At 42.9% G+C, this 14022-nt stretch carries 10 protein-coding genes; 8 read left to right on the top strand and 2 right to left on the bottom strand.

The window, feature by feature from the left end:
• Positions 1-31 precede the first annotated feature (31 nt).
• From USF70_RS16975 to USF70_RS16960, 4 genes are read left to right on the top strand one after another with little or no spacing between them, the layout of a single operon-like run.
• Positions 32-1600, top strand: coding sequence for an N-6 DNA methylase (locus tag USF70_RS16975; RefSeq protein WP_201506063.1), 1569 nt, complete (start codon positions 32-34; stop codon positions 1598-1600).
• Complete coding sequence (locus USF70_RS16970; RefSeq protein ID WP_201506064.1) at positions 1600-2976, top strand: restriction endonuclease subunit S; 1377 nt, start codon at positions 1600-1602, stop codon at positions 2974-2976. The genes USF70_RS16975 and USF70_RS16970 overlap by 1 nt, the downstream gene beginning before the upstream one ends.
• Entirely contained in the window at positions 2976-4679 is a 1704-nt protein-coding gene (locus USF70_RS16965; RefSeq protein ID WP_320735840.1) for an AAA family ATPase, read from the top strand. Before USF70_RS16970 ends, USF70_RS16965 begins: the two co-directional genes overlap by 1 nt.
• Entirely contained in the window at positions 4679-5839 is a 1161-nt protein-coding gene (locus USF70_RS16960) for a hypothetical protein (protein ID WP_320735839.1), read from the top strand. Before USF70_RS16965 ends, USF70_RS16960 begins: the two co-directional genes overlap by 1 nt.
• A gap of 270 nt (positions 5840-6109) precedes the next feature.
• Here USF70_RS16960 and USF70_RS16955 read toward each other — a convergent pair whose 3' ends face one another.
• Positions 6110-7222: a helix-turn-helix domain-containing protein gene (locus USF70_RS16955; protein WP_320735838.1), complete on the bottom strand. Its 1113-nt coding sequence runs from the start codon at positions 7220-7222 to the stop codon at positions 6110-6112.
• Between the two features lie 9 nt (positions 7223-7231).
• Positions 7232-7951, bottom strand: coding sequence for a hypothetical protein (locus tag USF70_RS16950; RefSeq protein ID WP_095280582.1), 720 nt, complete (start codon positions 7949-7951; stop codon positions 7232-7234).
• 230 nt (positions 7952-8181) lie between these two features.
• Between USF70_RS16950 and USF70_RS16945 the strand changes: the two genes are divergently transcribed.
• The 4 genes from USF70_RS16945 to USF70_RS16930 all read left to right on the top strand — a co-directional run.
• Positions 8182-10338, top strand: a complete 2157-nt coding sequence (locus USF70_RS16945) for an AAA family ATPase (RefSeq protein ID WP_320735837.1) — start codon at positions 8182-8184, stop codon at positions 10336-10338.
• On the top strand, positions 10335-11639 hold the full coding sequence (locus USF70_RS16940) for a 5-methylcytosine restriction system specificity protein McrC (RefSeq protein WP_320735836.1): 1305 nt from the start codon (positions 10335-10337) through the stop codon (positions 11637-11639). The genes USF70_RS16945 and USF70_RS16940 overlap by 4 nt, the downstream gene beginning before the upstream one ends.
• A gap of 260 nt (positions 11640-11899) precedes the next feature.
• Entirely contained in the window at positions 11900-13132 is a 1233-nt protein-coding gene (locus USF70_RS16935; RefSeq protein ID WP_320735835.1) for a metallophosphoesterase family protein, read from the top strand.
• Position 13133: 1 nt separating this feature from the next.
• A partial coding sequence (locus tag USF70_RS16930; protein ID WP_320735834.1) for a hypothetical protein occupies positions 13134-14022 on the top strand: 889 nt, incomplete at its 3' end.

The raw sequence follows: 14022 nt of genomic DNA, 5'->3' as shown, positions 1-14022 counted from the left end.
GCATATTTCGCGAGCGAATGCAGGAAAAATAATGAGTAATAATAACGATATTGTACAAAAACTGTGGAATCTGTGTGATGTACTGCGTGATGACGGCATCAACTACAGCGATTACGTCACCGAACTAGTGCTACTACTGTTTATCAAAATGGTGCATGAAAATACCGAAGCAGAATTATTAGATCAGCACACTTTACCGCAGGGCTGCCGCTGGGGCGATCTCAACAGTTTATCGGGCCTCAACCTGCTTAACCATTACAAGCAAATGCTGTTGAAGCTCTCCAGCGGCAAAGACGCTGAAGGTAATTCGGTTCATGCCGACCCGCTGATTAGCGCCATTTATGACGATGCGCAAACTCGCCTGCGTGAGCCTCGTCATCTCGAACAGATGATCCGCACCCTCGACCAAATTGACTGGTTTAGTGCTAAAAAAGACGGTCTCGGTGATCTTTATGAAGGTCTGCTGGAGAAAAACGCCGGAGAAACAAAATCTGGCGCAGGTCAATATTTTACGCCGCGGGCCTTAATTAACAGCATGGTACGCTGTATTAAGCCACAGGCTGGAGAAGTGATCCAAGATCCCGCTGCGGGCACCGCAGGGTTTTTGATTGCCGCCGATCAATACATCAAGCAACAAACTGACAACCTCTACGACCTGACTGCCAAAGCGAGAACCTTTCAAAAAAATAAAGCCTTTGTTGGTGTGGAACTGGTTCCGTCTACGCGCCGCCTGGCACTGATGAACTGCCTGCTACACGGCATGGAAGGGGATGACGAAGGCGTCGTGCATCAGGGCAACGCGCTGGGCATGGTGGGCGCTAGCTTGCCCAAGGCCGATATCATTCTTGCTAACCCGCCGTTCGGTACGGCGAAAGGCGGTGAAGCCAGCATTACCCGTGATGACTTAACCTACCCAACCAGTAACAAACAGCTAGCTTTTTTACAGCATATCTACCGTAACTTAAAACCGGGTGGCCGTGCAGCTGTGGTGCTACCCGACAACGTCCTGTTTGAAGCGGGTGTTGGCACCGATGTACGCCGCGACCTTATGAACAAATGTAACCTGCACACCATCTTACGTTTACCCACCGGGATTTTTTACGCCCAAGGGGTGAAAACCAACGTTTTGTTCTTCACCAAAGGCAGCGCCAACAACAAACATCAGGATGAAAATTGTACCGAAAACGTCTGGATCTATGATCTTCGTAGTAACATGCCAAGCTTTGGCAAACGCACCCCCTTTGGTGAGCAACATTTAAAACCCTTTGAAGCGGTTTACGGCGACGATGCCAACGGTCAAAGCCCACGCAGTGAAGGGGAATGGAGCTTTAACTCCGACGAACTTGACGCGCCCGATAACGCCGAAAATCAGCACGTTGACAACCGCATGGCGATCAGCCGCTGGCGCACATTCAGCCGTGAATGGATCCGTGATGTTAAAGGTGATTCATTAGATATTGCATGGCTGAAAGATAACAACAGCGTTGATGTGACTAACCTGCCTGAACCTAGTGTATTAGCGATTGAAGCAAAAGAAGAATTAACCACTGCTTTAGCAGAACTGGATGCTTTATTGACTGTATTAGGAGCAACTCGCTGATGAGTAAGATTATTCTACCTGAAGGGTGGTCCAATTGTACTCTTGCAGATATTGCTGAAGTTAACCCTAAAAAAATAGAGGCTGAACAAGATATAATTGCAGGCTTTGTTCCTATGTCCCATGCCCCAACAAACTATAATGGGAAATTAGAGTTTGAAGAAAAAACTTGGGGTGAAATTGGTAAGTCTTACACTAACTTTAAAAATAATGATGTGATTTTTGCAAAAGTAACGCCTTGTTTTGAAAATGGTAAAGCAGCAATTGTAAAAGATATGCCAAATAATATCGGTGCAGGCAGCTCTGAATTTTATGTTCTACGCGCTCGTAATCAAGAGATACCAGCCAGTTATTTACTTGGGATTATTAAGACCAGAAAATTTATGCAGGAAGGTGCAGAAAATATGACAGGTGCTGTTGGTCTGCGCCGTGTTCCAAGGGCTTTCGTTGAAAGCTTTCCTTTGATACTTCCCCCTCTTGCAGAACATAAAATCATCGCCGATAAACTCGATATTCTGTTAGCACAGGTCGAAAGCGCCAAAGCACGCCTTGAGCAAATACCACAAATCCTGAAGCGTTTTCGTCAAGCGGTGTTGGCATCTGCGGTGAGTGGAAAATTAATACCAAAGGATCAAAAGTCCAATGTACGATTTGATGTCTCAGTTGGTTCACTTTGTATAACTTCGTTTGATGGCCCTTTTGGGTCAAAATTAAAAACGGCTGATTATACAAATGCGGGTGTTCGTGTCGCTCGACTAGAAAATATTGGTCATTTAACATTTAATGATGAAAAAGAAACGTATATCAGCGATACAAAATTTAATAGCCTAAAAGGAAATAAGCTCGAAAAGGATGATGTGTTATTCTCATCATTTGTAGATGAAGATGTTCGTGTATGTCTTTTTCCACATAACGATAAAATTTTTATAAACAAGGCAGATTGTTTTTGTTTAAGGATCAATCAAGAAATAGCATCACCAAAATATGTAGCTTTAACATTAGCAAGCAGAACTTCGTATGAACAAATTAAAGCACAGGTTCAAGGTGTAACACGACCTCGTATTAATTTAAAGACGTTAAGGTCTTTGTCGTTTACGTTTCCTTCTCTACAAGAACAAAACGAAATTGTTCGCCGCGTAGAACAACTCTTCGCCTATGCTGATGGCATCGAAAAGCAGGTACACAACGCCCTTGAGTGCGTCAACAACCTCACACAGTCGATTCTGGCTAAAGCATTTCGCGGGGATCTCACGGCGCAATGGCGTGCAGAAAATCCCGATTTAATTAGTGGTGAAAATAGCGCACAAGCATTGCTGGCAAAAATTCAACAGCAGCGCAAAAGCACAAAAACTATCAAACGCAGCAAAGGTAATAGCTGATGCGACTAATTTCTTTAGATTTGAGTGGCAGCTACAAAGGCTTGAAAGATCAATTTTTTGATTTTAGTTATGCCCAAGATAATATATTTGCATTGATTGGCCTTAATGGTTCTGGTAAATCTCAATTACTTGAGTTAATCGGGGAAACTTTTGCCTATCTAGAGCGATGGCAACGTGCAGAGTTCAAAAATAAAACATCGTTAGGTTTTAGCGTCGCGGTACACTATCAATGGGATCTTAGAAATGATAGTGCTGTTATATCTTACCCAGACGAGCTCATGAATCATGGTGAGAGTATTGAGCTAAAGGTAACTATTGAGCTTGACGGAGCTGTGGTTTTAAATGTTCGTGGTGCTGATGAGTGGCATGTAATACAGCTTGGTGAGCGCCATTTTCCCATCCCTCTCGTGGTTGGTTATGCTTCGGGGCTAAACGAAAATTTACAGCGAAGTTTTATGAAAAATGCTGTGCAATATTTTGAAGTTCGTCGAATTAGTAGCCAGCGTCTAAAAATGCTATCACGAGAAATCAATGATGAACAGTTGGCTGAAATCAATAAAAAGTATCTTAAAAAATACCCACACATATTTGATCCTTTATCAGAAGGTGATTTTGCTCCAAATTATCACCTGAATTTGAGAGAAGTGAACCCTGCCCCTAGCAATTTTAACTATCTTGATTACGATAATATTGGGCTCTTAATTTTATCGCTATCGATTCTTCCTGCTGGGACAGTATTTCAACTATTAGATGAAATAACATATAAATATCCAGTCAAAGCCGTACTTCATTACGATTTTCGTTCAGGTATCATAGAAGATGATGCCATTCGTGATGTGAAAATGTTGATCCGTATAGCAGGCACCGATCAAGTAAGGCCAACAGGAGGCCGAACTACAGATAGCCAGTATGAGCTTTATGAGTTAGAGCATCTGTCTGGAGAAATAACTCTCGAATTGAGTGATGAGGCTGTTTTAAAGCGGCTTCGTGAAGAAAACTACCATGATTCTTTTGCATTATTTAAAAGACTTAACAATATTCAACAGCTTGGTATAAAAAATTGGACTCGTACATCTCGTTTGAAGTTGATGATAGACAATTTCATAGGCACGGTAAAAAAACCACTTCAGTCAAGATTACCTTTATCTGTTGTTGAGTTATTAATGGCTAATGAAAAGGGTGATACCGTGAAGTTTGATGATTTATCTGACGGTGAAGCTCAATTGATTCAGGTTATCGCGGCCACAAGAATATTCAGTCAGGTTCAAGCTCTATTTCTTTTTGATGAGCCAGAAACACACCTTAATCCATCTTGGCGCACCTATTTTCACCAGCGTTTAACCAAAGCATTTACACCTGAAAACGAGAGAAAAGGTCAATCGCAGTTCTTTTTATCTACTCACTCACCATTCATGATTTCCTCGCTCAAACGCGAGAATGTATTTTTCTTCGAGCGTAATGATATGGGTTGTATTAGTATGGAACCGGTCTCCAGCCAGACTTATGGTACCTCATTTGATATCTTGGTTAAGAACCACTACGGTTTACGTTCCCTTATTTCACAAACAGTGGTAGAGGATGTTAAACATAGATTACCAGAGGGTAATGATTCTGAAGCGATTATAGATGCGCGGCGCTGGATTGAGGAAAATCTGGGAGAGTCAATGGAAAAGGCTTATCTGCTAAGGAAATTAGAGAGCTAATGTTATTCTCACTTAACCTACAAACTCCACAATGCTCTGTATTTGCGTTGCTTAACGCTGAGTTTCTTCATTTTCTGGACTCCAGTGTTAATGCAGATGTTTTCTCAGAGGCATTATTTAGAACATTTCCTGAGATGATAGAAGATGTAGTAGTAGAAGTTCCTAGCGTATGTTGGAATAATAAACCCACAAGAGAGAAATTTCATAGCTTATGGGAAGCACTACCTACAGCTATTGCTGAACGTCGGAGGTTGTCGGATCAAATAAGTCAGGCCCAGGATATTATTGTATTCTTTAACAATACACAAACAGTGTTGCCAGAATTAGAGCCAGCTACTTTGTTCGAAGCATGTAAGGCATTAACAACTCATCTGTTTACGCGTACCAAAGACTTGGTTCAAGCCAAGTCACAATCCAATAACTCTATTGAAATACACTATCAGAATTTTGTTAGAGGAAATAATAATAGTCATCTTTGCATTATTTGTGGTACGGCACTTCTTTCTCAAAATAGGGTAAGTGTAGCGGATGAAGATCAGTGGCGTTCAGATTATGACCATGTGCTTTGCAAAGATAAATATCCAGTTTACAGTGTCCATCCAGGCAATTTTATTCCTACCTGCCACATTTGTAATAGCAAGGCAAAAGGGGCTAAGGATGTACTGAGAGCTCAAAGCGGCCAACGGAGAACAGCATTTTATCCACTTCCGCCAGCACAAGAATCATGTGAACAATATATATCAGTGACAACTCAGCTAAGTAGTCGTAGCGATTTAGTTACTGACTCTTGGGAAACACCTTTAACATCAGTTTCAATTTCATATGTAAATGCTCCGGCAGAAGTATTGAATAAGATAGAAGTTTGGAAAGAGATTTATGAAGTACCTGAAAGAGTTGAGCAACATCTTAAGGCTAATTTTTTCACACGCATAGCATCTGATCTTCAGCCAACAAATTTTGATGACTTCTGTCAGCAATTACAAAGACGTACAAGAAATACTCCACCAGATTATAAACAGTCAGAATGGAGATTTTGGTGGCAGAAAGTTTATGAATTCTTAGGAAACCAAAATCAACTCTATTTGCGTGATGTATGGTTAATGGTTGAGTGGAAACAAAGACAATCAAATGATGCTGATATGGCACATGAATTTAGTTAATAAATGCTATTGGACTTATGCGCATTATCCTTGAGTTAGTTGGATGGTTATATCAATCTTCCGCTTGAAGAGATGCCAGAAAAATGTCCAAATGACATTGTTTTCTAGCACGTACAGTAAATATTAATAACACTGCCGCCCAATTCTATTATTTGCAAGGAGTTGTACATTGATATAATGATTTTTTGGATAGAAATGAACATGATATCTAATGCTTTACAAGGTCGGCAGCTGTTAAAAACATGGTAAATAGTTACCATGTTTTTAGATCTATTTAACCAAACTTAAATGTGGAGGACGTTTACCTGATTTTTGCTCAGTCAAGCCTTCCCCAGTGATGGAGCCCATAAAGAAGCTATTGCTAAACGTAAGGGCACTTACTTCATCCGCAGGGAACCGTAGTTGTTCGAGGATCGTACTACGTTTGATCCCATTTGAACGCAGTGCTGAAAACACCTTTTCTAATACAAGTGATCTCTCACGATCGTCCATACCTTGTGGTTCGCTGGTTCGATACCCCCGTCGAGCTAACTCAATTGATAACTGTCGATAATGCCATTCGGTAGATAAACCCACATCGAATGTGCGACGGACCAAAGCTGCAAGTGACACTTTCCAATTTTTTTTCAATGAGATAAGTAGATCCAGCGATGGCATTCTTGGGACCGTAGCCAAAACACTACGTTCAGGCATCAGAAAAGCTGATGCAAAGCGGTCGGCATCTAGTTCAGCTTGTCTGCCATTATTGCTTGAATGTTTGTGAAGAACTAAATGACCTAATTCATGAGCTGCATCGAAGCGGCTACGCTCCGGTGTTTTCATTGTGTTCAGAAGAACAAATGGTTTTTCGTCAATCCAAAACGAAAAAGCATCAACTTCAACGCAATTTTCAGCGAGCGAGAATACACGTACCCCATTAGCCTCCAGAAGGTGAATTAAGTTAGAAATCGATAGTTCACCGACTCCCCAGTGTTCTCTCACTGCTCGGGCGGCACGATCAGGTTCCGAATAACCATCGAAGCTACAATCAGGAATATTGGGTTTCGGTAGTTTGAATTGTTCTTCAATCCAGATTGATAACTCTTGGGCAAGTTTGCCTGCTCCAAGCGCGGAATCTCTCTTCTGTGCACTTAGCTTAGTCATTGCACGAAAACTAACCGATTCAGGGGCAAGAGAAGGGACGTCTCTGTCGAGGAAAAATTCAACAGGGTAACCAAGAACAGCAGAGATTTTATCCATACTGTCACTGGCTACAGCATCAAAGATACCAGCCTTCTCATAGCTAGAAATCGTTCTGCTGGTCAATTCAGCTGCTTCGGCTAAAGCTCTTTGTGTCAGACCTCTTCGTTCTCTTGCTATACGTAAACGCTCTGAATTAAACATGGTACATACTTAGCCTACTTTTAAAATGTCGAGGTCGATATCTGGCGTAAATAGTGGTGCATCATTACTCTGGATAATCGGCTCAGGTCCGTGAATATCAAGTATCAAACGCGTAGAAAAGCTATTGACTACATTTTTATCGTTGTACGAGATCGGTCGAGAAAGCTCTGCACGGATACCTACACGGTGAAAGTCATCGATTTCATAAAAATCGTAGAGTAAAAACCATAAGTCCATTCCGATTTTATTCGGCAGGAGAGGTACAACATCACCTTCGGGTAGATCAAGGTCCAACTTAAGTTGGGTATCGTCGAACTTGAGGTCTCCTTGTCCTGGGGTATTGTTGTGAATCAACCCCATCAGATCGCAAGTAAAGTCACCTTTCTTCAGGCGAGATTCGGGGTATCCATGAAGAAGCCCAGTTTGATCGCAGCCACGGCATAGGTAAATTGCAACATTATCGCTAACGGTTAATTCAACATTTCGAATAGATAGCCGTTTATACCCTCTTGGCGCAAGAATCTCACGAGCGCCGCTAACTCCCTCACCATAAAAATACTGCCCACGTGAAATTGCAGGGTGGTTCTGAGTCGTTGAGTAACGACCTGATAACCCTCGTTCGAGGATACGGCCAAGATCACTTTGGCTAAGATTCATAGGCTGCAGATAGGACTCAACGTCATCTGGGTCAGCCAGCACGACAGTTTTTGCGAGATTATGGGAGTACATTGGCAGTGCCTCTTATGGTTTTTCTGTTTTTTATACCTCATATGAGGTTAAGAAACAAGAAAATAACTGGATGCAATACCAGTATGAGGGCAGCCAAGCCAGCTTATTTAAATATCTGTAAAACCTGTGGCAATTCACTATCTCTCGAATTACACAATATCCTTGCCGACTCTACCGTCATCCACGATGATAGCTATCAGCTAGTTAGCGTTGAAGAGAGGACATAGGGAATGCTCGAAGTTGAATTTCAGGAATGGTTGAAAAGCAAAGGAGCCAAAACGCAAGCAGGCCTCAACTCCCGTATTTATGCTGTCAAAACTATAGAAAAAAATCTCGCAGCACTTGGTTCTCCTCATGCAGATCTGGATGCAGCATACAAAGCGGATGGATTTGCGCAATTGAGACAGCGGATCAAAGAGATTCGCCGTGATGCCAAAGACAACGGCAATGACTATCGGTTACTAATGCCTGAATCAGAGCAACCGCTTAACCGATTGTCCAACTGGAATAGCTGGCTCGGACAATATGGACGCTTCCTGAGCGGTGATGACTCTCAGGCCGACGAAATTCGGGATTATGTCCTTGAAAACTACATCACCCCAGCCAGAGAGCGAGGTGACGCAAGTGTCACCCTAGTAGTTGGCCCTCTGAACACTGAAATGGGTCTCGACAAGGGATGGCCGAACATCTGTCAGGCTCTTGATGGTCAAAAATTTCAGGAACTAGCGGATGTTCCCCCTCCGGTGACGGAAGGGCCTAAAAAGAGCACAACCCGGAAATACACGTTCATCCTTACGGAAGGAAGCGAACTAGTGGCCCAGAATAAACCAACTCCGACTAACCTTATTTTTTACGGTCCTCCAGGTACCGGAAAGACCTATAACACGGCGAGGGAAGCCGTAGCGCTCTGCGATGGCAAAGATGCCTATCCGAACTCAAAAGATGGGCGGGCGGCCCTGATGGTGCGCTATAACGAACTGATGGCAGAAAAGAGGATCTCTTTCGTCACATTCCACCAGAGCTATGACTACGAAACCTTCGTTGAGGGCCTTCGTCCCGAAATCGGTGAAGATGAGTCTTCGTCTGCTGGATTCAGACTCATGCCTACACCGGGTCTCTTCAGAGAAATTTGTGCCCTTGCCGATCAGGCCAGAACACAACCCCGTGCACAGACTGATGCCTCGGCACTGCAACTATCCCAAAAACGCTTCTGGAAAATGGGGCAAGGGACAATTGGCACCGAAGACGATGTGTATGAAGATGCCCGCGACAATGGGTATATCGCTCTGGGTTGGGGTGGGACGATAGACTGGAGCGCGGATAGATTTTCATCGTTCAACGCGATTCATGATGAATGGATCAAGCAAAATCCAGGGAATCTGACGCCTAGTAACTGGACGCAAACCTACCCCTTCCGTTGCGAAATGAAGCCTGGTGATATCGTGATTGTCCCTTACGGGAACACTGCGTTTCGCGCTATCGCTGAAATCACTGGTGATTACTATTTCGTTCCTGAAGCCGAAGGTTACTATGCCCACCGCCGCCCAGTTCGCTGGCTATTGACCCTTGATGAACCACTGCCACTCGATACCATTATCGATGGTAACTTCACCATGCGGACGCTTTATTCCATTGCCACCAGTCGTGTGAATATCCCGGCGCTAGGCAGACTGCTCTCGAGTACAGAGAACCTGGATAATAGTTCCGATGTTAAAGGACTACCAGAACAATTCGTCCTCATCATTGATGAGATCAACCGGGCAAATATCTCGAAAGTGTTCGGCGAACTGATTACGTTAATTGAGCCGGATAAACGTCTGGGAATGCCTGATGCACTCACCGTAACTTTGCCTTATTCGAAAAAGAAAGATTTTGGCATCCCCGCCAACCTTCATATCATAGGCACCATGAATACCGCCGATCGATCCATCGCATTGCTCGACACAGCATTAAGGCGGCGATTCAACTTCCGGGAAATGGCTCCCGACGCGACCCTGCTAAGTGAAGTAGAGGGGATCGATCTCAAAGCCGTTCTTACCACCATCAACCAGCGTATTGAATATCTTATAGGCCGGGAATATCGCATTGGACACGCCTTCTTTATCAATTGTGAATCTAGGACACAAGTTGAAGATGCAGTGCGCAATAAGGTCATACCACTGTTACAAGAGTATTTCTTCGAGGACTGGAGCCGAATCGCGGCAGTGCTGGGCGATGGTTTTATGCAGGAAGCGCAGATTTTTCCGCCACTAGGAATAGAGGGGGAACCATTATCAAGCTGGTCGGTATGTGCACCGTTCAGAAATGACGCCTTTGATCGGCTGATAGGCAAAGCCAGAAAGTTAAATGTCACCGATCTTGAGGTGGCTGGCGAATCGAAAGAATGACTCACCTCACGGTTCGCGAATGGGGTGGTGTTTGTGTGAACACTGAAAGCAGCATAAACGCTCCTCATGCTTTTACCCGCCCTCAGGCTGACGCGCTGCTTACGGCGGCGCGCGAGCATCCGCTGGCAAATCAGCACGGTACCAATATCTTAATCGATCGCCATAACAAAATTATTGCCGGGCAAATGGTTGGGGTCATTGCCGCTCCGGGATGTAGCCTTGAGATCCTGCCCAAATTCGACGACGAGACGATAGAACCGGACGCCACAATACGCAATCGCCTGATACGTATGCTTGATGTCGCCCTCGGCCTTAAACTCGGCAATGGACAGGCTGCAACAATGGCGAGACAAGCTGAAAGCTTGCTAGAGATACTCATCCGCTTGTTCGCCGAGCGACTCTTATCTGAAGTACATCGGGGATTACCGCGCACCTATTTGGCACAGGAAGACGATTTGCCCTCATTGCGCGGAAGGCTCAATATCAAACGACAATTCACTACGCTTGCCGTCCGCCCCGACCGTCTCGCCTGTCGTTACGACGAACTGTCGGCTGATACCGCCCTACTTCGAATTATGAAGGCGTGTGTAGTTCTGCTTCACCATTATGCCCGCGCTGCTGATACGCTCCGTCGTCTGAATGAATTGCGTATCCTGCTGGCGGGTGTTAGCGCCCCCCCCTTGAGTCACCTGCCTTGGTCACAGGTTCGGATCGACCGAACCAATCATCGCTGGGAAGCACTCTACAATCTGGCACGTCTTCTCCTGCGACGCGACTGGCAAGCTACTCACCACGATAAACGAGCGCACAACGGGATTACACTGCTTTTCCCAATGAACGACCTGTTCGAGGCATATATAGCGGCGCTGGCGAAGCGTGCTGTATGCGGTACGGAATGGACGGTTCGTGCACAGGCAGGCAGATTATACTGTCTGATCGAGGACGTAAAAGAAGGCAAACCACGCTTCCAGACCCGGCCGGATCTGCTTATCGAGCGGGACCATCAGATTGTTATGATCATAGACACTAAATGGAAGCGTATTGGGCGTCATCCCGAAGATACCAGGCATGGCATATCGCAGACAGATGTCTATCAGATGATGGCCTACGCCCGGATTTATCACTGCCCACAAGTTATGCTTCTCTATCCACATCATGCAGGTCTGGGAACGCAACCTCTGAATGTAAGCTATAGGATTCTTGCGGGCGAAGAACAATTACAGGTGGCTAGTGTTGATCTGATTCCTGATGAAGCCGTCATTGTCGAGCAGTTGATTCATCTTATCTGCATTAATACATAGGGGGGAAATGGCATACCTTGAGATCTTGCTCCCTCAATAAATCTCATTCACGATTCCGACTTACTATTGCAATGCACCCAAGAGTCCGGATCTACACACTAGGTTCAAAGGGGCAAATTGAGGAGTAGGAAGTGTGCTTTGAGCATTTATCTCTAGGAGGAGGTGAAAGGTCTCTATAAATGTTTTATCCTTTAAAACCGGATGCTTACACAACTGTGATATCATGCAACAATATTAGTATACCTACAGGTATCTGGCATATGAAAATAATAATCATTAGTGATTTACATGTTGGTGATGCAGCTGTTTCAACTGAGTTTGCAGTAGGGAGCTCTAACAACGCTGTAAAAAATCAGTTTCTGAATGAATTAAGGCATCTTGCTAAACAAGAGGATATACGAGCTGACTATCTTGTTATCGCGGGTGACATCACCAACAGAGCAACCAGTGACGAATTTGAACTTGCATCTACACGCTTGAAAGAAATAGCGATGATTCTGGGAGTAGAGCAAGAAAAAGTCTTTTTTGTTCCAGGGAACCACGATGGTAACTGGATTGAAGAGGAACTCTCAATGACCTCAAATGAAAACATTAATATAACAATTGAACGCAAATACAGCAACTTGCGCTTCAATGACTTTTTTAAACAATGTTTAGATCGAGCTCATTTTGGCAGTTATTACAATGAACCATATTTTGCTATTTGGAGCGATGAGAACCTCAATATTATTGGTGTGAACAGTTCGGTTTATGATCACTATGATAGAAAACCTCATCATGGTATTATTCGCAAACAGGATTTAACCGAACTGGATAGAAAGCTTCAAGAACTAAAGATTGCATATAGCGAGAAGATTAATCTGCTCGTCGTACATCACCATCCAATCCAGCAGCCTGATTTACCTTTTGACGTCGCTGACCATAGCATCTTACAAAATGCAGCTATCCTGATGGATATTGCGTCTAAGCATAACATTAATTTTATCGTACATGGGCATAAACATATACCTAGGCTTGCACAGTATTCTGACGACTATCAGCATCCTATTAATATACTTTGTGCTGGCAGTTTCTCTGCTCGTTTAGATGATAGATGGTTCCAAGGGGTACCGAATACTATTCATCAAATTGAAGTTGATAAAATTTGTGATGTAAACAAAACACCTTTAGGGAAGGTAGTGACTTGGTCACACAACACAGGGCATGGGTGGACAAAAGATGAGTCGATTAACGGGATACCGCATAAAGAATTTTTTGGTAATCGCATGTTGCCTATTGAACTAAAAAATCAGCTGAAAAAATCTATTGAGAGTTTTTTCGAGATACAGACGCACGTAAAGTGGAGTGAATTATCTAATCATTATGCTGATATAATATATACATCGAGAAAACTACTTGAAAAAACCATTATAGATTTATCAGATGAGATCGGCTTTACAATATTTAAAACTCCAGGGCAAGATGAATTGTTTATTTTGTTGAAGGATAAATAATATGCATAACTTATTTGGGTTTAATAATATATTTGAACACTCTAATGCTAGATATTTCACTTCAGACCAACTAGCTGAAGAGTTTGTTTGGACTCCAGCATTTGAATCTCTAATATCTAACAAAAATCATATAATACTAGGTTCTCGAGGTTCAGGTAAGACTGCTTTAATTAAAATGCTTTCTCATGAATGTCTTACTAAGTTAAAAGATGAAAAAGCAAGAGAAATCATAGAGCAACGCTCGTTTATTGCGACGTATATTCCATTGAAAGTTGAATGGGTAAACTCAATTGGTGATATTGATGATAATAACCTGCTTTTTAAGTGGAGTTTGAACTTATCTTCATGCGCAAGGTTTCTAGATACCATACGAAGCTGTCTTCATTCATATGTTGAAGATGAAATAGATAGGATTATAAAAGAAAAGTCTATTTGTAATAAAATATCAGAATTATGGTTATCTAAGAAATTAAATACAATTACCGATATTTATGACGATTTAGAGATTACCGAATATAAAAAGAATATTATCTTTAATAAGATGAAGTTAGGTCTTAAACTAAATGATGATGATCTTATGGTTGGGCTTAATTTTAATACGGATCTATTCAAGCCTTTAATAATGGCACTATCCACGGTAAGGAAAGAAATAGGTCTTTCTAATTCTTCTACATTCTGTGTTTGTATTGATGAAGCTGAATTCTTAACTAAAGAACATCATAGAATATTGAATACACATATGAGATCATATAATGAAATCGTATTCAAAATAACAACAATGCCATACCGGCACTACACTCTGGAAACTGTTACTGGTACTCCATTAAACATGGGGCACGACTTTGATTATTTAAATATTGATAAGCAAGGCCTCCATGGCAGCTCAAATA

It is taken from the genome of Enterobacter sp. 237C8 (genome assembly GCF_034106865.1).
GTDB lineage: Bacteria > Pseudomonadota > Gammaproteobacteria > Enterobacterales > Enterobacteriaceae > Enterobacter > Enterobacter asburiae_B.
The sequence above is the reverse complement of the archived record's forward strand: the minus strand, read 5'-3'. Positions and strand labels throughout refer to the sequence as shown.

Bases quoted from the DNA above. Each gene is read 5' to 3' on its own strand.
- USF70_RS16960 (WP_320735839.1), top strand. From the start codon at position 4,679: ATGTTATTCTCACTTAACCTACAAACTCCACAATGCTCTGTATTTGCG.
- USF70_RS16955 (WP_320735838.1), bottom strand. From the start codon at position 7,222: ATGTTTAATTCAGAGCGTTTACGTATAGCAAGAGAACGAAGAGGTCTG.
- USF70_RS16940 (WP_320735836.1), top strand. From the start codon at position 10,335: ATGACTCACCTCACGGTTCGCGAATGGGGTGGTGTTTGTGTGAACACT.
- USF70_RS16965 (WP_320735840.1), top strand. From the start codon at position 2,976: ATGCGACTAATTTCTTTAGATTTGAGTGGCAGCTACAAAGGCTTGAAA.
- USF70_RS16970 (WP_201506064.1), top strand. From the start codon at position 1,600: ATGAGTAAGATTATTCTACCTGAAGGGTGGTCCAATTGTACTCTTGCA.
- USF70_RS16945 (WP_320735837.1), top strand. From the start codon at position 8,182: ATGCTCGAAGTTGAATTTCAGGAATGGTTGAAAAGCAAAGGAGCCAAA.
- USF70_RS16950 (WP_095280582.1), bottom strand. From the start codon at position 7,951: ATGTACTCCCATAATCTCGCAAAAACTGTCGTGCTGGCTGACCCAGAT.
- USF70_RS16935 (WP_320735835.1), top strand. From the start codon at position 11,900: ATGAAAATAATAATCATTAGTGATTTACATGTTGGTGATGCAGCTGTT.
- USF70_RS16975 (WP_201506063.1), top strand. From the start codon at position 32: ATGAGTAATAATAACGATATTGTACAAAAACTGTGGAATCTGTGTGAT.